The sequence below is a fragment of the Microvirga massiliensis genome (genome assembly GCF_001006805.1).
In the GTDB taxonomy this organism is placed as follows: domain Bacteria; phylum Pseudomonadota; class Alphaproteobacteria; order Rhizobiales; family Beijerinckiaceae; genus Microvirga; species Microvirga massiliensis.
Map to the genome: position 1 here is coordinate 168,762 of NZ_LN811356.1, position 24,373 is coordinate 193,134.

Below are 24,373 nucleotides of genomic sequence, written 5' to 3' on the forward strand. Positions count from 1 at the left end.
TGCGTCAGGTATCGGCCCGTTGCGGCGGCTACCTCGAATCATCCGAATGACCAAAGCACAGATGACTGAACAGGCCGGAAAAACCCGGCGATTTGAAACACGGAACCATTAAGGTGGGCAGAATGAACCTTGAGATGATCGAGAACACCGAACCCGTAGCATCTCCTTCCCGGGACCGGATCCGGACCTATACCATCGGCGACCTCGCCCGCGAGTTCGGCGTAACGCTTCGCACCTTGCGCTTCTACGAGGATCGTGGCCTCCTCTCGCCGCGCCGCGAGGGGCTTGCGCGTATCTACGATGCTCAGGACCGCTCGCGACTCGCGGTCATCCTGAAGGGCAAGCGTCTCGGATTTACCCTCACGGAGATCCGCGCGATGCTTGCCGAGGAGGAGCAGGCCGACCAGAGCGCCGCGAATCTGAAGCTCTCCCTGAGCCAGATCGAGGACCAGATCACTCATCTCGAGCAGCAGAAGCTGGAGATCGAGGAGGCCCTGGTTGAGCTTCGGGCCCGGCGCGAGGCGCTCGCCGCCTGATCGAACGTTTTCGGGGGCTGATCCGGCATTCGTCCGGGTCCGGTGTGAGGCGGACGCCCGCAGGGTGCGTCCGCCTCTTTCGTTTTGGGCCTGAAAACACCATGCCCTTCCGTTCGGCGGCGCGATAGTTTATATATGAACTATCTGGCGGAGCGTATCGATGGAGGAAGGGGATGCCGGCCTACAAGGCTCCAGTGGAAGATGTCCTGTTTCTCCTCAATGACGTCTTCCAACTCGAACGCTACAACAACCTGCCGGGCTTTGCGGACGCGACGCCGGACACGATCGAGGCTGTCCTGGCGGAAGGCGCAAGGCTTTGCGAGGAAGTCTTCGCTCCCCTGAACCTGACCGGCGACCAGGAAGGATGCCGGCGTAACCCGGATGGCTCGGTGAGCACGCCGAAGGGATTCCGCGAGGCCTATCGGGCCTATGCCGAAGCGGGCTGGATGGGATTGTCGGTCCCGGCCGAATGGGGCGGGCAGGGGCTCCCGACGGTCCTGAACTCGGCCATCCAGGAATTCATTTCGTCGTCCAACCTCGCTTTGGGGATGTATCCCGGCCTGACGCAGGGCGCCATCGCGGCGCTCATCGTCCATGGCAGCGAGGAGCAGAAGCGGCTCTATCTGCCGAAAATGGTGGAGGGTAGCTGGTCCGGGACCATGAACCTCACGGAGCCCCATTGCGGGACGGATCTCGGGCTCCTGAAAACCAAGGCCGTTCCCAACAGTGATGGCTCCTATGCGATCACTGGCACCAAGATCTTCATCTCGGCCGGTGAGCACGATCTGACTGAGAACATCGTTCACCTCGTGCTGGCGCGCATCGAGGGCGCTCCGGCCGGAACGAAGGGAATCTCGCTTTTCGTCGTGCCCAAGGTCCTCGTGAAGCCCGACGGCTCGCTGGGCGAGCGAAATGGCGTCACCTGCGGCTCGATCGAGCACAAGATGGGAATTCACGGCAACGCGACCTGCGTCATGAATTATGACGGAACTACGGGCTGGCTCGTCGGCGAGGAGAACCGCGGGCTCGCCGCGATGTTCGTCATGATGAACGAGGCGCGGTTGGCCGTCGGCGTGCAGGGCCTCGCCCAGGCCGAGGTCGCCTACCAGAATGCCGTTGCCTATGCCCGCGAGAGGCTACAGGGGCGCTCTCTGACGGGCCCGAAGGAACCCGACAAGCCCGCCGATCCGATCATCGTCCATCCCGACGTCAGGCGAAACCTACTCTCGATCAAGGCTTTCAACGAGGCTGCCCGGGCGCTCGTCCTCTGGACCGCCCTGCAGAGCGACATCGCCCACCGGTCTGGCGACGCCGCCGAGCGCCAGGCTGCAGACGATCACATGGGTCTGCTGACGCCGATCGTGAAAGCCCTCCTCACGGATCTCGGCTTCGAGAGCACGGTCAAGGCTCAGCAGATCTTTGGCGGGCACGGCTACATCGAGGAATCGGGCATGTCGCAATTCGTCCGCGACGCCCGGATCACCATGATCTACGAAGGCGCCAACGGTATCCAGGCGATGGACCTCGTCGGCCGCAAGCTCGGGAAGAACGGCGGCCGCGCCGTGATGGCCTTCTTCAACGAGGTCTCGGCCTTCTGCAAAGAGAATGCCTCCGATGCGGCCCTCGCACCGTTCGTCGCTCCGTTGGGCCAGGCTCTGCAGCATCTCCAGCAGGCCACGATGTGGTTCATGAACAATGCCATGGCGAAGCCCGACAACGCCGGCGCCGGGGCCTACGACTACATGAATCTCTTTGGGCTCGTGGCGCTGGGCTACATGTGGGCCAGGATGGCAAAGGCAGCCGAGGTCCGGAAGGCCTCAGCCAACGGGATCGCCGCCCGCATGGATGCGAAGCTCGTGACCGGCCGCTTCTTCATGGAGCGGATGCTCCCCGAGACCGGGACGCTCGTGGCTCGGGTAGCGGCTGGTGCCGACACCGTGATGGCTCTGCCCGCCGAGGCGTTCTAGCATTCCTCTGACGAGCGCGGTTCCGCGCTCGCTCGGTCAATCCCCCGGCAGCCATGCCGGCGCAAAACAACGAATCGGGAGGTCGCGATGTCCGATGCCTTCATCCTCGATGCCGTACGGACCCCGCGGGGGCGGGGCAAGCCCGACGGCTCCCTCCACGAGGTGCCGACCGTCGATCTCGCCGTCACGACCCTGAACGCCCTGCGCGAGAGGAACGATCTCGATCCGACGCTGGTCGAGGACGTGGTGCTCGGCTGCGTCGATCCCGTCGGAGAGGCCGGCGGGGACATTGCCCGGGCGGCCGTTCTGAAGGCCGGGTTCGGCAAAGAGGTCCCCGGCGTCCAGATCAACCGCTTCTGCGCCTCGGGGCTCGATGCCGTGAATCTCGCCGCGGCCCAGGTGATGACCGGCATGAAGGACATCACGATCGGCGGCGGCGTCGAATCCATGAGCCGGGTCGGAATGGGAGCCTCGGGCGGAGCCTGGCCCGTCGATCCCGGCATCGCGATCCCGAACTATTTCCTGCCCCAGGGGATCTCCGCAGATCTCATCGCGACGAAATACGGCTTCAGCCGTGACGACGTGGATGCCTACGCGGTCGAATCGCAGAAGCGCGCTGCCCGATCCTGGGAGGAGGGGCGGTTCGCGTGCTCCGTCGTGCCTGTGCGCGACGTCAACGGCCTGATCATCCTCGATCGCGACGAGCATATGCGTCCCAGCACCGACATGCAGTCGCTCGGACAGCTGAAGCCCTCCTTCGTGCAGATGGGGGAGATGGGCGGCTTCGATGCGGTGGCGATCGCGGCACATCCGGATGTCGAGGCCATCAATCACGTCCACCACGCCGGCAACTCCTCCGGGATCGTCGATGGGGCGTCGGCGATCCTCATCGGCTCACGGGAAGGTGCCGATCGCGCCGGCCTGAAGCCGCGCGCCCGCATCAGGGCCTTCGCATCGATCGGCTCCGATCTCGCCCTCATGCTGACCGGGCCGGTTGATGTAACCGAACTCGTCCTGCGCAAGGCCGGCATGACGAAGGATGACATCGATCTCTTCGAAATCAACGAGGCCTTTTCGGCCGTCGTGCTCCGCTACATGCAGGCCCTCGATCTCGATCCCGCCCGGGTCAACGTCAATGGCGGGGCGATCGCGATGGGCCATCCGCTCGGCGCGACCGGCGCGATGGTCCTCGGCACCGTGCTCGACGAGCTGGAGCGGACCGGAAAGGAGATCGCGCTCGTCACCCTGTGCGTGGCGGCCGGCATGGGCACAGCCACCATCATCGAACGCGTCTGAGTAAGGCCGTAGCGGCTCGGGAGGAGCTTTCATGTCGGATTTCAGGAATTTCGGTTTCGAAGTCGATGGTGACGGCATTGCGCTCGCAACCTGGGACATGGCCGGGCGCTCCATGAACGTGATCACCGTCGAGGTCATGGAGGACCTGTCCCGGCTGATCGACAGGGTCGTCGAGGACCCGATCATCAAGGGATGCGTGATCACGTCGGGGAAGAAGGATTCCTTCTCCGGCGGCGCGGACCTGACGATGCTGCAAAGCCTCTCGGCCGCCTATGAAAGCCTCAAGAAGGCCAAAGGCGAAGAAGAGGCCATGCGGGTCTTCTTCGAGGAGTCGCAGCGTCTGTCGCTTCTCTACCGGCGCCTCGAAACCTGCGGCAAGCCGTTCGCCGCCGCCATCCATGGCGTCTGCCTCGGTGGCGCCTTCGAACTCGCGCTCGCCTGCCATTTCCGTGTGGCCTCCGATGCGGCGGTCACGCGGGTGGGGCTGCCGGAGATCAAGGTCGGGCTTTTTCCCGGCGCGGGAGGCACGCAGCGCGTCGCGCGCCTGATGCCGACCGGGGACGCCCTGCAGATGCTCTTCAAGGGCGAACAGATCCGGCCCCTCATGGCGCGCAACATGGGGCTCCTGCATGCCGTCGCCCCCGAGGGCGAGATCGTGCAGACCGCGAAAAGCTGGATCCTGAACGGCGGATCGGCAACGTCGCCCTGGGACCAGAAGGGCTACAAGCTCCCGTCCAATAAGGTCTATTCGGCAGCAGGGATGCAGATCTGGCCTGCGGCCAACGCGATCTACCGGCGCGAAACGCAGGACAATTACCCGGCCGCCTATGCGATCCTCGAGGCGGTCTATCAGGGGCTGCAGCTCCCGATGGACTTGGCGCTGCGCGTCGAGTCGCGCTGGTTCGCGAAGATCCTGCGCTCGAAAGAGGCGGCAGCGATGATCCGCACGCTCTTCATCTCGATGCAGGATCTCAACAAGGGAGCCCGCCGCCCGAAGAGCGAACCGGCGACGTCCCTCAAGCGGATCGGCGTCGTCGGTGCCGGCTTCATGGGAGCGGGCATCGCTTATGTGAGCGCTCTCGCCGGACTCGACGTCGTGCTCATCGACCGCGATACCGAGTCGGCCGAGCGCGGCAAAGCCCATTCGCACAAGCTCATGTCCGACCAGATCATGAAAGGGCGCGCGAAAAGCGCCGATCGCGATGCCCTGCTCGCGCGGATCACGGCGAGTGCCGAGTACCGCTCCCTCTCCGATTGCGATCTCGTGATCGAGGCGGTCTTCGAGGATCCGAGCGTGAAGGCCGATGTGATCGCGAAGATCCAGGAGGCGGTTCGCCCCGGAACGATCATCGCCTCGAACACATCGACGCTGCCGATCAGCGGGCTTGCCCGCCATGCCGCCGATCCTGCCGGTTTCATCGGCATCCATTTCTTCTCGCCCGTCGAGAAGATGATGCTCGTCGAGATCATCAAGGGCGCCGAGACGGGTGATCGGGCGCTCGCGACGGCTCTCGATTTCGTGCGGGCGATCAAGAAGACGCCGATCGTCGTAAACGATGCGCGCGGCTTCTTCGCCAATCGCTGCGTTGGTGCCTATATCCTCGAAGGGCACCTGATGCTTGTCGAGGGCGTGCCCGCGGCGATGATCGAGAATGCCGGCAAGCAGGCCGGCATGCCGGTCGGCCCGCTCTCGCTAAACGACGAAGTCGCGCTCGACCTGGCGCTGAGGATCGTCAGGGCAACGAAGGCGCAGGTTGGGCCAAACGCCATCAACCCGTCCCAGGAGGAACTGCTCACGCGGCTCGTGGAGCAGGAGGGACGCCTCGGTCGGAAGAACCGCAAGGGCTTCTACGATTATCCGGAATCCGGCCCGAAGCGCCTCTGGCCTGGGCTCGCCAATCTCCAGAAGCAGCACCTTCTGGGTGAAACAATCGACATGGAGGAACTGAAGCAGCGGCTCCTCATCTCCCAGGCGCTCGAGGGCGCGCGGACGGTCGAGGAGGGCGTCATCACGGATCCGCGCGAGGCCGATGTCGGATCTATCCTCGGCTTCGGTTTTGCGCCGTATACGGGCGGTGTGCTGAGCTACATCGATATGATGGGCGCGAAATCCTTCGTTGCGCTCGCTGATGGCCTGCGCGACAGGCACGGGGAAAGGTTCGTGGCTCCAGCGCTCCTTCGCGAGATGGCCGCTGAGGGAAAACGCTTCTATAACGGCGAGACCAGCCGGGCTGCCGCCTGAGGTTGGTGGACAACCACCCCTCGAAAGGGTCGAGAGACGCTCGTACGTAAAAGGGCAGACCGGTGACGAAAGCCTATTTCTCGATGATGGCAGGCTATAATGCCTGGGCGAACAAGCGGGTCTACGATGCCGCGGCAAGCCTAACCGATTCCGACTACCGGGCCGATCGCGGCGCGTTCTTCAAATCCGTGCACGGCACGCTCAACCATCTGCTCGTCACCGATCGCATCTGGATGCGGCGGTTTACCGGCACCGGTGACGCTCCGACCCGTCTGGATGCCATTCTCTTCGATGATCTATCGGACCTGCGTGCCGCGCGTCGAGCCGAGGATCAGCGGATCGAATCTTACGTCGCGGAACTGGACGAGACTCGGCTGAACGGCCTGCTGCGCTACTGCACCATTTCGAATCCGACCGATTTCGAGCAGCCGCTGGCATCGACTCTGATCCATTTCTTCAACCACCAGACCCATCATCGCGGACAGGTTCACGCTCTGCTGACGGGTCTCACCGGGACTGCACCGTCGCTGGACCTCATTGTGTTCTAAAGGCAGACTGGCATCGGCTTGGCATAGTTTCCGGCCCATACCGGCCCCAACACAGCCTCGCAAGCGGAAGCGTCCGGAGCCGGCGCTCCAGACACACCCCTGTGCCCGATCGCTCCCAAATCGCGAGCCCATTCGGCCGGTCGAAGGGATGGCCCTGGTCTTTCCTCGGAACTTCGCCGTTGTCCGGGAATTGCTCCTACCCGGTCCATGGAGGCACTGATGGCAAAGAACACGACCTTGGCTTGGGCATCGTTCCCGACGCGGGAGGAGGCTGAACAGGCCCGCATCCGCCTCGAGGAGAACGGCTTTGCCCGCAACAGCATCGACCTCGATCGCCGTGACGACGGTTCTTACACGGTCGAGGTGCATACGCGCGAAGAGAATCTCCCTCGCGTGGAGGACCTGCTCCACACGTCGGCGTCCATGTATGCGGCACGGCGATTCACGTCGAATCTGATGACGACAGCGACCGCAAATCCGCTGGTCATTGCCGGCGCTGCGGCGCTTGGCGCCCTGGTGATCTACAATCTCCTGCCGCGGAACCGTCGACCCACGGTCTATTCCATCCGCGAATTCCCGAGCAGAATGCGCGAGACGATGCGGGATCTCCCGGAAACCGCGCGTGAAGCCATGCAATCCGTGCAGCAGGCGGCGCGCGATCTTCCGGGCGCCGTCACGGAGACCATGTCCGGTCTGGCGGGTGGAAATCAGGATCAATCATCGCAGCAGTCACGGCAGCACTGACGGACGCTTCATTCTACGGTTGGCTACCGCCCCGCACGGCACGGCCCGTGCGGGAGCTCCTGCATGACGCAGGAGGCGGCTCGATTTCGGAAGAGATGAGGTGCCGAAGGCAGGTTGGCATCTGCGCCGCGAGGCTTTAGTCCTGACAGTCGCGGACTCTCGAGGACTGCTTCCATGTCGCGTGCCATCGACTATTATTTTTCCCTCGTCAGCCCCTGGGCGTTCATCGGCCATGCGACCTTCATGGAGATCGCCCGGCGGCACGAACTCGACATCAACTACAAGCCCGTCTTTCTCGGCCGCGTCTTTGCGGAAACCGGCGGGCTTCCTCTCGACAAGCGCCACCCCGTCCGTCAACGCTACCGCTTGGTCGAGTTGCAGCGATGGCGCGAGAAGCGCGGGCTGTCGTTCGAACTCAAGCCGAAACACTGGCCCTTCGAGGTCAACCTCGCAGATCGCACCGTGATCGCGATTCAAGCGATGCACAAGGATCCCGACCCCTTCATGCGCGCCGCCTTCGCGGCGATCTGGCAGGAGGAGCGAAACCTGAGCGACCGCGCCGTGCTGCGCGAGATCATCGCCAGCGTCGGGCTCGATGCGCAGGCCGTGCAGGACTTCGCCCTGAGCGGGGCGGCGGAGGCGATCTATGCGCTCAATCTCGAGAATGCGATCGCAGGAGACGTGTTCGGCTCGCCCGCCTACGTGCTCGACGGCGAAGTCTTCTGGGGGCAGGATCGGCTCGAACTTCTCGATGACGCATTGCGGGCGGGCCGGCAGGCTTATCGTCCGGTGGCGTAGACCCGGCTCGGCCCGATGAAACAATCGCATCGGGTTGGTGGTTGATTCTCACCGGAAGGCTGGAGTTCGTGCGTTTTATGTCGCTCCCCCCGCCCGGAGGCGGACATCGAGCTGACTCGCGAGGACCGCCTCGCACCATTCGTGAATTTGTCGTCCCTTGCAGCCCTGGGAACCGGTAACACCGATGATGCGACCGCTGGTGCTATGAGCTAAGTCTCCCCATGACCAATCCTCTCATCCGAAAGCTCGAGCGTCGCGACTTCCTGTCTGAAGCCGAGAGGGAAGTGCTGGAGGGCGCGGTCGCGAGGGTCAAGGAGATCGGGGCAGACGAGGATATGGTGCGCGAAGGTGACCGCCCGACCGAGAGCACGTTGCTCCTGGAGGGGTTCGCGGCCCGCTACAAGATCCTGGCGAGTGGCAAGCGCCAGATTACCGCGATCCATATCGGCGGCGACTTTATCGATCTGCACAGCTTTCTCCTCCACACGATGGATCACTCCATTCTGGCGCTCACACCCTGTAAGATCGCCGTCGTTCCACACGGTACGCTTCGTGAAATTACAGAGCGCCATCCGCATCTCACGCGGCTGCTGTGGCTCAGCACGCTCATCGATGGCGCGATTCATCGCCAATGGCTCGTCTCCATGGGCCGCCTTCCTGCGCTTGGTCAGTTGGCTCACCTCCTCTGCGAACTGCTTCTGCGCTTGCAGACAGTCGGGCAGGCCGACGGAAATGGTATCCGCCTTCCTTTCACCCAACCGGAACTCGGGGACGTGCTCGGCCTTTCGACGGTTCATGTGAATCGGGTCATTCAGGAGTTGCGCAATGAAGGGCTCATCACATGGCGCGGCGACACCGTGACCATCACCGATTGGGAGCGCCTAAGCGAGATCGCGGAATTCGACCCCACTTACCTGAATCTGGAGCGCGAGCCACGCTGATCTTGTACTAAAGGTCCGCCTAATACTCGACCGTCAGTATAAGCCTCGCCGTCAGGATCCGCCGCCCGGCATTATCCTTGGCTGTGACCACGACCTCCCTTCTGTCGTTTTCCGGCAGGATATCCTGCGCAATCTCCGGTAAGGCCTTGATGGCCTCATGGCGAACCGCTTCGACGTCATCCAGCTCCAGGCCGGTCTCATCCGGTGTGAGAGTCTGACCGTCATCGATATCGAAGAAATAGCGTGGCATTGCTCCTGCCGATCCCGAATGGACAACAGCTAACGCCTGGGCGCTTTGGAATGTTGCACCGTCAGTGCATGAGGGGAACGGCCTCCCATTTGGCCAGGGCTCGACGGCGGCATCTTCCAGATCAGGACCGGCTCGAGCTGTTCGATGATAGGGTGTGGAGGAGATCGCGGACTGATTATCCAGCGCGCGACCTGCATACCTCATTTTCCTGACAACTGACGACAGGTCTCCACAAAATGAAGCACGCGCTTAGAAGGCGCATTCCGCTCCCATGCGACGAGCGTCTCGATCTGTACATCGCAGTCTTCGATCTCGCGCATGATGACGTGGTCCGGTTTGAACCGCCGCAGTCCTTCAGGTTGAAGTACCTCCAACTCTTCCAGGATCTCGGCATGCATTTCGTTGAGCATTCGCATCGAAGGTGAGGGGCGGCAACTGGCTCCAACTCCTCACCGATATCTAGCGGAGCTAGCCTCGACGCCCGATCGCTTCGACAGCGTCAGCTCGATCGGAGCTCCGGTCCGGAGCAGTCAGCGTGGATCAGGCTCAGCCCGCCGGGAGCACATAGGCGCTGCGCGTATCCCAGGCGAGCTCGACGCGACCGCCGCTGCGGATCTCGCCCGCACGATATTCAGCATCGGGCACCAGGACTTTCACCTCCCGCCGGTCATCGGTCTCGACATAGACCCGGATCGCCGCTCCGACGAACTCTTCGCCAAGGACCTTTCCGGCAATGGCGTTCAGCGACGGCTGTGATCCTGCGGGGCTGATGCGGACCCGATCTTCGGGGACCACGAAGGTGATCTGGTCTCCGGGCGAGGTCGGCCGATGCGGGTTGGTCGGGGCTTCGAACCGGGCGGCCGCGGTCTCGATCGAAATCGCGGTCGGGCTGACTCCGCGGACGGCGCCCTCGAAAATGTTCGACGATCCCAGGAACTCCGCAACGAACCGGTTCCGAGGAGTCCGGTAGATCTCGACCGGCTCACCGATCTGCTCGATCCGCCCCCGGCTCATGATGATGACGCGGTTGGCCATGGAAAACGCCTCCGATTGGCTGTGCGTCACATAGACGAAGGTGATGCCGAGCTCCTTCTGCAACTCCGAGAGAACGGCCTGCATGCGCACCTTCAGGTGCGCGTCAAGGGCACTCAACGGCTCGTCCAGCAGGAGGATCTTCGGCTCCGTGACAAGGCACCGGGCGAGGGCGACGCGCTGGCGTTGTCCTCCGGACAAATTGGCGATGTTGCGATTTGCGAAATCTGCGAGGCCCAGGCGATCCAGCCAGAGCAGGGCCCGCCGCCTCCGCTCCTTCGCAAGAACCTTCCTCATCTTGAGACCGAACTCGACATTCTCGACCACGGTCAGGAACGGGAACAGAGCGAGACTCTGCCACACCATCGGCGTCTCGCGCTGCCAGGGCGGCAGATCGTTCGTCCGGCTGCCCTCGATGCGAATCTCGCCCTCGGTCGGCGTCTCGAGGCCGGCAAGCATTCTGAGCGTCGTCGTCTTGCCGCAGCCGGAGGAGCCCATGATCGCGAGGAACTCCCCGCGCTTGATGTCGAAGCTCGTGCGTTCAACGGCCGTCACAGCACCGTAGCGCTTCACCACGTTGTCGACGACGACGAGCGGAGTTTCGGACATGGCGACCTCTCATTCCGCGCGTTCAGACGCGTCGGACGTGTTGCGGTTGACGAGGAGCAACTGGGCGACGGCGACGAGGGTGATCGTTGCGGTGAACACCACCGTCCCGATGGCGTTAATCCGCGGGCTGACCTGGCCCTGCAGGAATCCCAGGACACGAACGGGCAGCGTCTCGTTCAGACCCGAAATGAACCAGGCCACCGCGAACTCGTCGAACGACACCGCCATGGTGATGAACAGGGCCGCGAGGATGGATGGCATCGTGAAGGGAATGATAACGCTCCGGAGAGCCGTCCACTCGTTTGCACCGAGGTTCCAGGCCGCCGCTTCGAGGCTCGGATCCATCTGGGACAGGCGCAATCTGATGATGGCCATGGCAAAGGGAGCGCACATCACCACATGAGCGAGAACGACCGACCAGATCTCGCCTGAAAGATTGACCCTCGAGAAATAGGCCAGCATGGCCAATCCCAGGATCACGACCGGGATCGTCGGGGGCAGCAGGGCGAGGGCAAGGTAGACGTTCTTTCCGAAAAAATGGAATCGATAGTCGGTGTAGGCAGCGCCGAAGCCGAGCGCCGTCGACAGGATCGATGAACAGAAGCCGACGATCAGCGTGTTCTCGAATCCGGCGATGACGAGCGGATCGGTGAAAATCGCTTCGTACCATGCCGTGGTGAAATGGCCGAGCGGCAGGGATGGGAAACGGTCTGAGTTGAACGAGAAGACGAAGCTCGCGGCGATCGGCGCAAACACGAAGGCGAAGACGAGGATGACATAGAGCTTCAGTCCAATGGAAATGGCCCTGTCGGGGTTCACTGCCCGCTTTTTTTGCAGGCCCGCGCGATCGAGAACGAGGTTCTCTTGCGCGGAGGGACCGTCGTGGACGGCAATCGTGTCGTTTGCGCTCATTGTCCACGCTTTCTGTATGCGAAAGCGACCGAAGCGAAGGCGGTCAGGAGCAGGGTGACGATCATGACGAGGGCGATCACCGCAGCCCTCGGCCATTGCTGCCCCGACTTGGTCGTGTCGGTGATGAGAATCGGCAACGTCGGATCCGTGCCGCCACCGAGATAGAGCGGGCTGACGAAGTCGCCGAAGGTGAGAATGAAGCAGAACAGCGCGGCAATGGCGAGGCCGACCTTCGAGGCCGGGATGATGACCTCAAGGACGGTCCGGATCCGACCGCAATTCAGGTTGTGCGCTGCCTCCACCAGTGTGCGGTCCACGAACATCAGGCTGAACAATTGTAGAAGGATGACGAGCGGAAGAGCCAGCGTCAGGTACCCGACGAGGGTACCGAAGAAATTGTTGATCAGCGGGATCGGCGCGAGGCCAGCCTTCCCAAGCAGGGCATTGATGATGCCGTTGTCGGTCAGGAAGATCTGCCAGGAATAAACCCGGACCAGATAGCTGGTGAAAAACGGGATAACCAGCAGGAAGATAGCAAGGCGTCGCGTGTTGTCACTCAGCTTGAATGCAATCGCGTAGGAACAGGGGAAAGCAAGGGCGCTCGTGACGATCATGGCGATGAGCGAATATAACCATGAGCGCGAATATGTGGACCAGAAGATGTCGCTCGTGAGAATGTATTCCCAATTCGCGGATATGAATGCGGGCTGAAGGCGGAAATTGCGCACCTGCCAGAAACTGAGCGCGACGAGGAAGAGCAGGGGGGCAAGAAAGAAGACGAGCTGCCAGATCAGCATCGGCAGCGCGAGGGTTAGCCCGAAGACTCGGATCGAACGCATTTGATCTCCGATTTCGCGGGTTCTGTTTGCAAACTCGCCGAGCGGGGAGCAGCGCCCGAGGGCATATGGCCGGGGCGGACGGTGCGAAATCACTCCGCACCGGCCGCCGGCGGCCAAGATAGCGCTACGCCTTCTGACTCTTGTAGCGTGTCCAGAAGTCGTTCCAGGTCTCCAGGTCCTGTTGTACCGGCAGCTCGCGGAACTGAATCTTGCCGGACCGGATGTCATCCATCACGTTCGGCTTTCCGAGTTCCATCCGCTGACGCTTTGCCTCCTCGGGCTTCTCCTTTGCAAGGATCTCCCACCCCTTCTTGTTCGGGATCAGGGCCGGGTAGGCCGCCATATCGGCCGACTTCGCCTGCCCCTGCGGGGACGTGATGTACTGGATCCACTTCTTCGCAAGGTCCTGCTTCTTGGAGCCCTTGCCGATGCAGAACGACTCGGTCCATTGCAGCCCGCCCTCGTCGGGGATGACCGTGCGGATCGGGGCGCCGGCTTTCTCGAGCACGCCGGTGATCCAGTCCCCAATGCCGCAGAACGCGAGCATCTGGCCATTCTTCAGGGACGCGAAGGTGCCGCCGTAATCGAAGAAGCCGCCGACCTGGGGCCGAAGGGACATGGTGGTGTCCTGGACCTTCTTCCACGCGTCCGAACCGATGTCGTAGGGCCGCTTGTTGCCAGCATAGAGGCTGATCTGCCCAAGATTGGGCAGGTGCCAATCGAAATGACCGAGCTTTCCCTTCAGCTTGTCGTTCCAGAAGATCTTGTATGAATGAGCCTCGGCCTCGGTCACTGCATTCGTGTTGAATGACACACCAAGGAAGCCGAAGCGGGTGATCACCGAGTAGAGCTTGTCGCCAACCCAGTGCCCGGGAAAACGGTGGAACTCGGGGAAGAAATCGTCGAAGGCATAATCCTTCGGATCGAGCTGCTCGACATAGCCCGCCTCGCGCAGCTGCTGCACGTATTCGGCATCCGACAGGATGATGTCATAGGTGCCCGGGGGTGACTGCGAGATCAGGGCCAGCATATTGTCGCCGCCCGTGTAGTATTTCGGGACGAACTTGACGTTGTTGGCCTTCTCGAACTCCTGCACGACATCTGGCTCGGCATGGCCGTACCAGGCCAGCATCGTGAGCTGGACCGGCTGCGCCGATGCCGGTCGGATCAGGTAGGGGGTCCCGAGCGCAGCCGCGCCAAAGGCCGTCGCCTTGACGAAGCTTCGCCTTGTGATCGAAGAGTTGCCTTGTATGGGTTTGATCGACATATGGTTTACCTCCCCGGGTGGGCTGCACGAGAGCAGTGGCAAGTGCGCCCGTCTACACGCTATCGGGTGCAAAGCGATTTGGAAAATTAATCCATCAAATGCACCGATCAGCCCGTCTTATCGCCGAGACGGAGCGCCGATATTGCGGTCGATACGGACCACGTCGGTCTGTCCGGAATCGTGGAGGCACTCGATAATGTGGCTCACGAGCAGCAGGCCTGCTGTCGACAGCTGCGAATGCTTGTAATGCAGTCCAACCCGGATATCGGCCATGGAAGGGAACCCGTCGACCTCGGAGAGGACCCTCATGCCGGATTGCAGGGTTCGCCGGGTCATGGCGCTGACGCCGAGGCCGTTCCGGACCGCCGCCTGCAACCCCGAGACACCCGGGCTCGCATAGACGATGCGCCACGGGCGGCCGATGGCATCGAGAGCCTGAATCATTCTGTTTCGGTATTCGCAACCCTTGTTGTGTGCCGCGAGCGGTACGGGCGTGACCGTATGAACGGTGCTGCCCTCGGCGGCCACCCAGATGGGACGTTCGGCCCAGGAGAATGCAAGCCCCGCTGCCGGCTGACCGCCGTGCATGGCGATGATGATATCGAGCTCGTCGGCGTCCAGTTGCGCCAGGAGGTGGGCGCTCAGACCGCATTGGATCTCCAGCTGAACGTCCGGGTGGGCCTGAATGAAGTTCGTCAAGGCCAGCTGGAGGAACGCGACCGCGTAATCGGTCGGAAGTCCGATCCGCAGAGTGCCGTCGAGCTGCCGCCGCTGGAGGAGCGTCGCAGCCTCGTCGTTCAAGCGCAGGATCTGGCGAGCGAAGCGCAGAAGGACTTCCCCAGCCTCAGTCAGCGAGATCTCGCGACCCGCGCATTGAATCAACTCGCGGTCGACCAACTCCTCGAGCCGCTGGATCTGCAACGTGATGGCAGGCTGCGTCCGTCCCAGCAACTGCCCCGCCTTCGTATAGCTGCCCAGGTCGGTAACGGTCACGAATGCGCGCAGATTGTCGATCGGAAGGTTCGTCAGCCGCATGGAATATGCTCTCGCTTATGGAAGCATAATCCGAATTAATTTTTCTAATCAAGAGAGCCGGATCTAGGATTGCACCTGTCCCCACGCCTGCCGGAGGATTGCGTGTCAACCCGAAGCGTCTTCGCCGCAGAACTGCCTTGGCCGGATTATGATGCCGCGGTGCGCGATGGTCGCCGCCCCATACTCGTGCCGATCGGCTCCATGGAGCAGCATGGACACCACATGCCGCTGCACGTCGACGTGCTGCTGCCGACGGAGTTCTCGAGGTGCGTCGCAGAGCGGATCGATGCTCTCGTCGCGCCTCCATTCACTTACGGCTACAAGTCACATCAGAAATCCGGCGGTGGGAACCATCTCCCCGGGACGACGAGTCTCGACGGCGCGACGCTCGTGAGCGCTCTGAAGAACGTGATCACCGAATTCGTCCGCCATGGCGTCCGGAAGATCGCGTTCATGAACGGTCATTTCGAGAATTCCTGGTTCATCGTCGAGGGCGTCGATCTCGCCCTGAAGGAGCTGCGCTGGGACGGCATCACGGATGTCAAGATCGTCATTCTCTCTTATTGGGACTTCGTGACCGAAGAGACCATCAAGCGGCTCTACCCCGATGGCTTCCCGGGCTGGGCGGTCGAACATGGTGGCGTGCTCGAGACGTCGCTCATGCTCGCTCTTCACCCGCAGCTCGTGCAGTTGGAGCGGGCGGTCGACCATGCCCCGGCGAAGTTTCCGCCCTACGAGGTGTATCCCGTCAGGGCCGAATGGACACCGCCGAGTGGGACATTGTCCTCGCCCAAGGAAGCCAGTGCCGCAAAGGGCGAAATTCTTCTGGAAGTCTGCACGAAAGGGATCGTCGACGCTCTCCGCGTCGAGTTCGGCTGAGCCGATCCCCGCATCGGGCGACTGTTACGGGCACCGGATGCCCACTGCCCGGCCGGTAAATCCACCGTTGAAAGGGAGAGAACCTATGGATGATCTGAATCTCAGGAACGGCTCTGCAGGAAAGGGCGTGGCTATGATAGCCAACGGCGACCTCCTGCACGTTATGAAGTGGCATAATGGAGAGAAAGAGTGGTCTCCGTTCTCCGAGGCGGAGATGACGAGACGCCACAACGACCTGCGCGGCTACATGGCGAAGAACGACATCGATGCGGCGCTTCTGACCTCCTACCACAATATCTGCTATTATTCCGGATTTCTGTACTGCTACTTCGGCCGGAAATATGGCATGGTGATCGATGCCGGCAACGCGACGACGATCACGGCCGCGATCGATGGTGGCCAGCCCTGGCGGAGAACCTTCGGGGACAACATCACCTATACGGACTGGCGTCGGGACAACTTCTTCCGCGCGGTCGCGTCGCTCACCAAGGGCGTAAAGCGGCTCGGCATCGAATTCGATCATGTGTCGATCGATTACAGGAAGCTGATCGAGGACGCGCTCCCCGGGGTCGAACTCGTCGATATCGCCCAGCCCGCGATGTGGATGCGCACGATCAAGTCTCCTGAGGAGCATAAGCTCATCCGCGAGGGAGCGCGTATCTGCAATGTCGGCGGTCGGGCCGTCATGGAGGCCGTGCGCGCAGGAGTCCCGGAATACGAGGTCGCGATTGCGTCCACCAACGCCATGATCCGCGAGATCGGCAAGGGTTTCCCCTTCGTGGAGCTGATGGATACCTGGACCTGGATCCAGTCGGGCATCAACACGGACGGGGCGCATAATCCGGTCACGAACCGCACGGTGCGAGCCGGCGACATCCTGTCCCTCAACTGCTTCCCGATGATCTTCGGCTACTACACCGCTCTCGAGCGAACGCTGTTCTGCGAGTATGCGTCCGACACGCACCTCGACTACTGGCAAAAGAACTGCGAGGTGATGCGGGTCGGATCGGACCTGATCAAGCCCGGGAATAAGTGTTCGGAGATCGCGCTCGAGCTCAACGACATGTATCGGGAGTGGGGACTCCTCAAGTATCGGTCGTTCGGATACGGGCACTCCTTCGGCGTACTCAGCCACTATTACGGCCGCGAGGCCGGGGTCGAGCTCCGGGAGGACATCGAAACCGAACTGAAGCCTGGCATGGTCGTCTCGATGGAGCCCATGATCATGATTCCGGAGGGGCAGCCCGGGGCTGGAGGCTATCGCGAGCACGATATCTTCATCGTGACCGAGACCGGTGCGGAGAACATCACCAACTTCCCGTACGGGCCGGAACACATGATCATCAAAGGCTAGGGGCTCCGATGTGAGGCGGCACGGCATGCGCCTCTCCAAACGCATGCCGCTGCTCGCAGCTCTGCGAGCGGGAGGCCGCAAGCGCTCCTTGCTCAGAGCGATGATCTCCCCGAAATCCGTGAGGGGGACGATGAACGGCTGGCTTTCCCGCCTATCGGATCCGAGCGAGCAGTTGTCTGCACAATCGGTGCATTTCACGGGTTAATCGGCGCATTACGCCTTTTAATTTCATGCTGCCAGCAGTGGCGATTACCGTGAGGTGCAAGGTCCACCGTAGCGGGCCGAGACGTCGACGCACAGGAACGCGTCGACGCAACAACGGGAGGAGTTCAAATGATGATCCGCACTCGCATTGCAGTCGCGTTCGCAGCAAGTGCCGTGCTGGCCTCTGCAACAGGTGCACTAGCGCAATCGTCCTTATCGATCATGAGTTTCGGAGGTGCCTACCAGGCAGCCCAACGCAAGGCAGTTTTCGAGCCCTTTACTGAAAAAACCGGCATCAAAATCAACGAGCAGGAATATGGTGGAGAGATCGCAAAAATCAAAGCGATGATCCAGGCCGGGAACACCACTCTCGATGTCGTCGATGTGGATGCGCCGACGCTGCAACAGGGGTGTGACGAGGGCATCTACGAGACGATCGACTGGTCACGGATCGGCAACAAGTCGGAGTGGCTCGAGGGCACCGCTTCGGAATGCGGAGTCGGCACCATCGTATATTCGACGATGCTCGCCTATGATGGGGCACGCCTCAAGGACGGTCCGACATCGATCGGAGATCTGTTCGACACCAAGAAATTTCCCGGCAAGCGGGGTTTGTGGAAAAACCCGGCAACGAACTTGGAGTTCGCCCTTCTCGCCGACGGCGTCAAGCCGGCCGAGGTCTACAAAGTTCTTTCCACCAAGGATGGCGTTGACCGAGCATTCAAAAAGCTCGACACGATTAAGAAAGACATCGTGTGGTGGGAGGCGGGAGCGCAGGCCCCGCAAATCCTGGCGTCTGGTGAAGTCGTCATGACGACGGCGTGGAACGGACGCATCGCGAGCGCCAATCAGGAGGGTAAACAGTTCAAGATCGTTTGGGACAATCAAATCCTGGACTCGAACTTCTGGGTCATCCCCAAGGGCGCCAAGAACATTCCTGCTTCTTTGGAATTCATTCGCTTCGCCGTCGAGCCAAAGACTCTCGCGGGAATGACCAGGTATATCGCCTACGGACCAGTCCGTTCCACGGCATCGCAGTACATCGCCCCCGAAGATTCTGCCAACTTGCCGACCAGTCCGCAGAATCTGACCACATCCCTGACACTCGATAACGGCTTCTGGGCCGATAAGGGGGACGAGATCCGCAAGCGGTTTACGACCTGGCTGTCGCAATAACCAAAGTCCCGTGGGAGCACCCCGATGTCACTCCTCGACCAGGTTGAGCTCCGCTCCGACCGCCTGACGGTAGCGGCGGACTTGGGTGCACCGGACTTGGTGCGTTTCGAGGGGGTCCGGAAATCCTACGACGGCATCCACTTCGTCGTCGATAACTTGGATCTCCAGGTGCGTCACGGAGAGTTTCTCACGATGTTGGGGCCATCGGGGTCGGGGAAGACGACGACCCTGATGATGTTGGGAGGATTCGAGCGTCCTACCCTGGGCCGCATTCTTCTGGGTGGCAGATCCGTAGAGCGTCTGCCACCCGAAAAGCGGAACATTGGCTTCGTCTTCCAGAACTATGCGCTATTCCCGCACATGACCGTTGCCGAGAACATCGCGTTCCCGCTTCGCTATCGCGGAATTACCGGAGCGGCGGCGGCACAGAAGGTCGCTCTCGCGCTGGATATGGTGCGCCTCGGCAGCTTCGGGGATCGCCGGCCTGCCCAGCTGTCCGGCGGCCAGCAGCAGCGGGTCGCGCTCGCCCGAGCTCTCGTCTTCGAGCCCTCACTGGTTCTCATGGACGAGCCGCTCGGTGCACTCGACAAGCAACTGCGCGAGCGTATGCAGATCGAGATCAAGCATCTTCAAACGTCGCTCGGCATTACCATGGTCTATGTCACGCATGACCAATCCGAGGCGTTGACGATGTCCGACCGGGTTGCCGTGTTCCACGAGGGACGCATCCAACAGATAGCCGATCCTCGGACACTGTATGACCGTCCTGAAAACCGCTTCGTCGCCGAGTTCGTAGGCGAGAACAACGTGATGGCTTGCACGCTCGTTTCGGTGGAGGGTGAGCGCGCGACCGTACGCACGGAAGGCGGAACGATCCTCCAGGGAATGCTACCCAAGGCACTCGATCGAGAACAGGACATGATCCTCGCGATACGCCCGGAGCGGCTTGCCCTCACGGAGGGAGCAATACCCAACTTCCACAATGCGATCCGTGGCCAGGTCGAGGAGATGTTCTTTCTGGGCGATCACGTCCGACTCTCGGTTTCTATGACGGGCGGTGGGCGCATCGTCGCGCGGATTCCTGCTTCTGAGACGCGTGCGTTCTTGCCTGGCGAGTCGGTTACCCTTGCCTGCCGCGTGGATGACTGCCGCCTGCTCGGGAGTTGAGACATGGCTACCGCTCTCGAAAGCGTCGACGTCTTCATGGCGGTTCGGCGCGCGGCCAAGCCGGCGCGCAGGGCTGCGGTCTCCTTGTCCCTTCCGGTCCTGCTCTTCCTTCTCCTGACGTTCGTGGCTCCGATCGGCCTCCTGCTTGCTACATCGGTCGACAATCCCGAGGCCGCCGCGGTGCTGCCCAGGACGTATTCTGCACTCGCGACCTGGAACGGGCGAGACACGCCGGATGAGGCAGTCTTTGCTGCGCTTGCACGGGACTTGACGACTGCGCAGAAGGAGCGGACCGCCGCATTGCTCGGAAAGCGGCTGAACTACGAACTACCCGGCATGCGCAGCCGTGTCGTCTCCGCGGCACGAATGGCGGCCGGGCTCGAGGGAGGGCCCTACCGCGACCGCTTTCTCTCGGCCGATCCCGTATGGGGTGACCCGGCGGTCTGGTCGGTCATCCGGCGCAATCAGGCGCATCTCACACCCTATTACCTGCTTACGGCTGTGGACCTGGAGAGAAGTCCCGAGGGGTCGGTGCGCCGTGTGCCTCCTGATCAGGCAGTCTTCCTGATCGTTCTGGGTCGAACGCTCCTCGTTGCTGCTACCGTCACGCTCTTTACGCTTCTGCTCGGGTATCCGGTCGCATACGTGCTCACGATTGCACCACCCGGCATCGGCCGCTTCATGATGCTGATGGTGCTCCTTCCTTTGTGGACCTCGCTGCTGGTGCGCACGACGGCCTGGGTCGTCCTGCTGCAGACGGATGGCGTCATCAACGATATACTGATGACGCTCGGGCTGACGTCCGAACGTCTGCAACTCATCTTCACCCGATTCGGCACGGTGACTGCGATGACCCACATCCAGTTGCCGTTCACCATTCTCCCAATTTACAGCGTCATGCGGGCGATTCCGGGAACCCAGCTTCGTGCTGCACGGTCGTTGGGTGCACCGCCGCTATCCGCATTCTGGCGGATTTACGCTCCGCAGACCGTGCCGGGTGTCATGGCGGGCACGCTCATGACCTTCATCCTGTCGCTCGGATACTATATCACGCCGGCGCTCGTCGGCGGGCCGAGTGACCAGATGGTATCCAATCTGATTTCGACCTATATCAACCGCGATCTGAATTGGGGCTTGGCAAGCGCGCTCGGGGTGGTGCTCCTGAGCGTTACGCTCGGAATCTACTTCGTGTTCCTGCGTCTCCTCGGCGCGGAAAAAATCCGCCTCGGGTGATCGTCATGTGGCTGCCATCCTACGCGACTCCGTCGGAACGAATCACCCGGACGCTCGTCGTGCTCTTCGCCGCCCTAGTCCTTGTGTTTCTGATTGCCCCGCTTTTCGTGGTGGTTCCACTGTCGTTCTCCGACGACCCGTTCTTTACGTTTCCCGTCCCACGCTACTCACTACGCTGGTATCGCGATTTCTTCGGCAATGAGCGCTGGATTTCGGGCGTGGTCAACAGTTCGATTACCGCCGTGCTGACGACGATCCTGGCCACGATTCTCGGAACGACCGCAGCTCTGGGCTTGGCACGCGAGGAGTTTCCCTGGCGTCGGCTTGCGATGGCGCTCCTCATCTCGCCCATGATCATCCCGATCGTCATCGTAGCGGTAGGCGCCTACCTGTTCTTTGGTAGATTGGGGCTGACAAATACGAGGACGGGGCTGGTGCTCGCTCACACCGCGTTGGCGGTGCCGTTCGTCGTCATCACGGTGACGGCTACCCTGACAACCTACGACACAAATCTCACGCGAGCTGCGAGGAGCCTTGGTGCTTCGCCCACATCCTCCTTCTTCCGGGTCACCTTGCCGGCAATCCTGCCTGGGGTGATTTCGGGCGCGATATTTGCTTTTGCAACGTCCTTCGACGAGGTGGTCGTTGCCTTGTTTCTCACGGGTGCGGAGCAGCGTACCCTTCCGGTCCAGATGTTTTCCGGCATTCGAGATCAGATCAACCCGACGATCATGGCGGCGGCCACCCTGCTGCTCGCACTCTCGGTCACTCTTTTCCTTACGCTGGCATGGCTCTCGCGGCGGGCTCAACGCACCGCATGATATCCACTCTCCATCGGTACTGCCGGCATTCGTGGTGCAATTTCGCAACGTCCATGTTCCCGCTACTGCGATAAAGGCCGTCCTCCGGTGGCCTGGCCCTGGATAGCAGGCTACTCGAACACGCGCCGATCCGCATTGTCTCCCGGGAAGGCGCCGGCAACCGGTCGCTCCGGCTCGCGCATCTTGGCTTCGCGGGCAGTCTGGCGGAACTGAGCCGGCGTGGTGCCGTAGCGCGCCTTGAAGCTGCGGCCGAAATGCGAGCTGTCGGAGAAACCGAGCTCCGCGGCGATCAGCCCCGTCGATAGCGTGCTGTGCTCAAGCATCCACCGCGCGTGCTTTAGACGCAGAGCCATGTAGCTCTCCTGAGGACTCTCGCCGAGCCGGTTGCGGAAATGGCGCTCGAGCTGGCGCACGCTCAGCGACAGCGTTTCTGCAATGGCATGGATGGGCAGCGGCTCGAGAAGGTTCTGCTCCATGAGGAGCAGCGCCCGCGACACGAGCCGGTCCTCGCTTCGCGCTGCCATCGTGGGTGCCGGCTGGGCGGCATCGCCGGATCTTGGCCGCTCGATCAGGAGAATGTGCAAGGCCTTATGGGCCTGGGCCGGCCCGACATGATCGCTCACCAGGCGAGCTGCGAGATCCGCCACGCCGGCGCCCCCGGAGCAGGTGATCCGGTCGCCGTCGATCACGTAGAGACGGTCCGCGATCGGAACGAGATCGGCGAATTCCTCGATGAAGTCCCGGTAATGGTACCAGCTGACGCAGCACTTCCGATCCTGCATCAACCCGAGGCGGCACAGGACGAAGCTCCCGGTGCAGACGCCGACCAGGCTTACTCCGGCCTGCGCCGCCTTCTTGAGGTAGGCGGCGACCTCCGGGGAGACGCCCGAGGCGCCGTGCAGGAGGCCGCCGACGACGACGATGTAGTCGAAGGCTCCGGGATCGACGAGGTCCGAGGACGGCTGGATCTCGATGCCGCAGCTCGCGCGGACCGGCTGGCGGTGCGGGCTCATGACCTCCCAGGCGCAAGCGATCGGCCGGCTGAGGTCGCCCTCGTCGGCGGCGAGGCGCAGGACGTCCAGGAAGGTTGAGAATGCCGTGAGGGTGAATCTGTGCATGAGCACGAAGCCGACCCTCAGCTTGGGGCCTGTCTGCAACGGACCTCATCCTCCCGCGCTGTCGCAATCATTCTAATCCGGTGTCGCAAGGATGCGAGATATCAAAGACGGGACAGGGCAGAAAGAGGCAGATACCGCGAGGTCGACCATGCGCCGTTTTTCGCTGCGATCGCTTCTCATGGAGGCAGTGAACGCCCACCAGGGCTGGGGCCGCCAGTGGCGCGCGCCGGAGCCGAAGGGAGCCTATGACGCCGTCATCGTCGGCGGCGGCGGGCACGGGCTGGCGACGGCCTATTACATGGCCAAGGAGCACGGCATGCGGAACATCGCCGTGCTCGAGAAGGGATGGATCGGGGGCGGCAATACGGGCCGCAACACGACGATCATCCGGTCGAACTATCTCTACGACGAGAGCGCCGCGATCTACGAACATGCACTCAAGCTCTGGGAAGGGCTATCGCAGGAGCTCAACTACAACGTCATGTATTCGGCGCGCGGCGTCATGATGCTCGCGCACAATGTCCACGACGTTCAGAGCTTCAAGCGGCACATCTATGCCAATCGGCTCAACGGCATCGACAATGAATGGCTGACGCCCGAGGAGGCTAAGGCATTCTGCCCGCCGCTGAACATCTCGCCGGACCTTCGCTATCCGGTGATGGGCGCAGCCCTGCAGCGCCGGGGCGGCACCGCCCGTCACGACGCGGTGGCCTGGGGGTACGCGCGCGGTGCCGACGCGATGGGCGTCGACATCATCCAGAACTGCGAAGTCACGGGCATTCGCCGCAATCTCGGCGGCACCGTCGAGGGGGTTGAGACCAGCAAAGGTTTCATTCGCACGCCGCGAGTCGGCGTGGTCGCAGCAGGCCATACCAGTGTCATCATGGAGCGGGCCGGCGTCCGCATGCCGCTTGAGAGCTTCCCCTTGCAGGCGCTCGTCTCGGAGCCCGTCAAGCCGGTCTTCCCCTGCGTGGTGATGTCGAACGCCGTGCACGCCTATATCTCGCAATCCGACAAGGGCGAGCTCGTCATCGGGGCCGGCACGGACCAGTACGTGTCCTACAGCCAGCAGGGCGGCCTGCACATCGCCACGCATACCCTCGACGCCATCTGCGAATTGTTCCCGCAGTTCACGCGCATGCGGATGCTGCGCAACTGGGGCGGCATCGTCGACGTGACGCCCGATCGCTCGCCGATCATCGGCAAGACGCCCGTGCCCGGCCTATTCGTGAACTGCGGCTGGGGCACCGGCGGTTTCAAGGCGACGCCGGGTTCGGGCCACGTCTTCGCGCATACGATCGCCAAGGGTGAGCCTCACCCGATTGCCGCCCCGTTCACGCTCGACCGCTTCCGCACCGGTCGCCTCATCGACGAGGCCGCGGCGGCAGCCGTCGCGCATTGAGGT

23 protein-coding genes are annotated in these 24,373 nt (G+C 62.2%); 15 read left to right on the plus strand and 8 right to left on the minus strand.

Annotated features, from left to right (window positions below; genetic code table 11):
• Positions 1-134 precede the first annotated feature (134 nt).
• The 8 genes from BN1233_RS21255 to BN1233_RS21290 all read left to right on the plus strand — a co-directional run bounded on the left by BN1233_RS21255 (position 135) and on the right by BN1233_RS21290 (position 9,072).
• Positions 135-536, plus strand: a complete 402-nt coding sequence (locus BN1233_RS21255) for a MerR family transcriptional regulator (RefSeq protein WP_046865831.1) — start codon at positions 135-137, stop codon at positions 534-536.
• A 173-nt stretch (positions 537-709) separates the two neighbouring features.
• Positions 710-2,503: an acyl-CoA dehydrogenase C-terminal domain-containing protein gene (locus BN1233_RS21260; protein WP_046865617.1), complete on the plus strand. Its 1,794-nt coding sequence runs from the start codon at positions 710-712 to the stop codon at positions 2,501-2,503.
• 87 nt (positions 2,504-2,590) lie between these two features.
• Positions 2,591-3,799, plus strand: coding sequence for an acetyl-CoA C-acetyltransferase (locus BN1233_RS21265; RefSeq protein WP_046865618.1), 1,209 nt, complete (start codon positions 2,591-2,593; stop codon positions 3,797-3,799).
• Positions 3,800-3,830: 31 nt separating this feature from the next.
• A complete protein-coding gene (locus tag BN1233_RS21270) occupies positions 3,831-6,041 on the plus strand; it encodes an FAD-dependent oxidoreductase (RefSeq protein WP_046865619.1) in 2,211 nt (736 codons plus the stop codon).
• A gap of 83 nt (positions 6,042-6,124) precedes the next feature.
• The gene (locus tag BN1233_RS21275; protein WP_046865832.1) at positions 6,125-6,589 is read left to right on the plus strand and encodes a DinB family protein; all 465 of its coding nucleotides are present in this window, start codon (positions 6,125-6,127) and stop codon (positions 6,587-6,589) included.
• Positions 6,590-6,808: 219 nt separating this feature from the next.
• Positions 6,809-7,333, plus strand: coding sequence for a hypothetical protein (locus BN1233_RS43145; protein ID WP_048708577.1), 525 nt, complete (start codon positions 6,809-6,811; stop codon positions 7,331-7,333).
• 174 nt (positions 7,334-7,507) lie between these two features.
• Positions 7,508-8,131: a 2-hydroxychromene-2-carboxylate isomerase gene (locus BN1233_RS21285; protein WP_046865620.1), complete on the plus strand. Its 624-nt coding sequence runs from the start codon at positions 7,508-7,510 to the stop codon at positions 8,129-8,131.
• 221 nt (positions 8,132-8,352) lie between these two features.
• Complete coding sequence (locus BN1233_RS21290) at positions 8,353-9,072, plus strand: Crp/Fnr family transcriptional regulator (protein WP_046865621.1); 720 nt, start codon at positions 8,353-8,355, stop codon at positions 9,070-9,072.
• 19 nt (positions 9,073-9,091) lie between these two features.
• On the opposite strand, the gene BN1233_RS21295 is transcribed toward BN1233_RS21290, so the two are convergent.
• From BN1233_RS21295 to BN1233_RS21325, 7 genes are all read right to left on the minus strand, one after another.
• The gene (locus BN1233_RS21295; protein WP_046865622.1) at positions 9,092-9,322 is read right to left on the minus strand and encodes a DUF6894 family protein; all 231 of its coding nucleotides are present in this window, start codon (positions 9,320-9,322) and stop codon (positions 9,092-9,094) included.
• A gap of 200 nt (positions 9,323-9,522) precedes the next feature.
• On the minus strand, positions 9,523-9,732 hold the full coding sequence (locus BN1233_RS21300) for a type 2 periplasmic-binding domain-containing protein (RefSeq protein ID WP_048708573.1): 210 nt from the start codon (positions 9,730-9,732) through the stop codon (positions 9,523-9,525).
• A gap of 136 nt (positions 9,733-9,868) precedes the next feature.
• Complete coding sequence (locus BN1233_RS21305) at positions 9,869-10,963, minus strand: ABC transporter ATP-binding protein (protein ID WP_046865624.1); 1,095 nt, start codon at positions 10,961-10,963, stop codon at positions 9,869-9,871.
• A 9-nt stretch (positions 10,964-10,972) separates the two neighbouring features.
• The gene (locus BN1233_RS21310) at positions 10,973-11,875 is read right to left on the minus strand and encodes an ABC transporter permease (RefSeq protein WP_187144338.1); all 903 of its coding nucleotides are present in this window, start codon (positions 11,873-11,875) and stop codon (positions 10,973-10,975) included.
• On the minus strand, positions 11,872-12,714 hold the full coding sequence (locus tag BN1233_RS21315) for an ABC transporter permease (protein ID WP_147707412.1): 843 nt from the start codon (positions 12,712-12,714) through the stop codon (positions 11,872-11,874). The genes BN1233_RS21310 and BN1233_RS21315 overlap by 4 nt, the downstream gene beginning before the upstream one ends.
• A gap of 124 nt (positions 12,715-12,838) precedes the next feature.
• Positions 12,839-13,981 carry an extracellular solute-binding protein gene (locus BN1233_RS21320; RefSeq protein WP_046865625.1) on the minus strand — a complete coding sequence of 381 codons (1,143 nt, stop codon included), beginning with the start codon at positions 13,979-13,981 and terminating at the stop codon, positions 12,839-12,841.
• Between the two features lie 117 nt (positions 13,982-14,098).
• Positions 14,099-15,016 carry a LysR substrate-binding domain-containing protein gene (locus tag BN1233_RS21325; RefSeq protein WP_046865626.1) on the minus strand — a complete coding sequence of 306 codons (918 nt, stop codon included), beginning with the start codon at positions 15,014-15,016 and terminating at the stop codon, positions 14,099-14,101.
• Between the two features lie 102 nt (positions 15,017-15,118).
• Here BN1233_RS21325 and BN1233_RS21330 point away from each other — a divergent pair, with 102 nt between their 5' ends.
• From BN1233_RS21330 to BN1233_RS21360, 6 genes are all read left to right on the plus strand, one after another.
• Positions 15,119-15,895 carry a creatininase gene (locus BN1233_RS21330; protein WP_046865627.1) on the plus strand — a complete coding sequence of 259 codons (777 nt, stop codon included), beginning with the start codon at positions 15,119-15,121 and terminating at the stop codon, positions 15,893-15,895.
• Positions 15,896-16,028: 133 nt separating this feature from the next.
• Entirely contained in the window at positions 16,029-17,249 is a 1,221-nt protein-coding gene (locus BN1233_RS21335) for a M24 family metallopeptidase (RefSeq protein ID WP_046865836.1), read from the plus strand.
• Between the two features lie 333 nt (positions 17,250-17,582).
• Positions 17,583-18,629, plus strand: coding sequence for an ABC transporter substrate-binding protein (locus BN1233_RS21345; protein WP_244470795.1), 1,047 nt, complete (start codon positions 17,583-17,585; stop codon positions 18,627-18,629).
• Between the two features lie 24 nt (positions 18,630-18,653).
• Positions 18,654-19,796 (plus strand): ABC transporter ATP-binding protein, encoded by a 1,143-nt coding sequence (locus BN1233_RS21350; RefSeq protein ID WP_046865629.1) that lies wholly within the window; start codon positions 18,654-18,656, stop codon positions 19,794-19,796.
• A 3-nt stretch (positions 19,797-19,799) separates the two neighbouring features.
• Complete coding sequence (locus BN1233_RS21355) at positions 19,800-21,029, plus strand: ABC transporter permease (RefSeq protein WP_046865630.1); 1,230 nt, start codon at positions 19,800-19,802, stop codon at positions 21,027-21,029.
• A 5-nt stretch (positions 21,030-21,034) separates the two neighbouring features.
• The gene (locus BN1233_RS21360) at positions 21,035-21,850 is read left to right on the plus strand and encodes an ABC transporter permease (RefSeq protein ID WP_046865838.1); all 816 of its coding nucleotides are present in this window, start codon (positions 21,035-21,037) and stop codon (positions 21,848-21,850) included.
• A gap of 110 nt (positions 21,851-21,960) precedes the next feature.
• On the opposite strand, the gene BN1233_RS21365 is transcribed toward BN1233_RS21360, so the two are convergent.
• A complete protein-coding gene (locus BN1233_RS21365; RefSeq protein WP_046865631.1) occupies positions 21,961-23,007 on the minus strand; it encodes a GlxA family transcriptional regulator in 1,047 nt (348 codons plus the stop codon).
• Between the two features lie 109 nt (positions 23,008-23,116).
• Between BN1233_RS21365 and BN1233_RS21370 the strand changes: the two genes are divergently transcribed.
• Positions 23,117-24,370, plus strand: a complete 1,254-nt coding sequence (locus BN1233_RS21370; protein WP_046865632.1) for a sarcosine oxidase subunit beta family protein — start codon at positions 23,117-23,119, stop codon at positions 24,368-24,370.
• Positions 24,371-24,373: the final 3 nt, after the last annotated feature.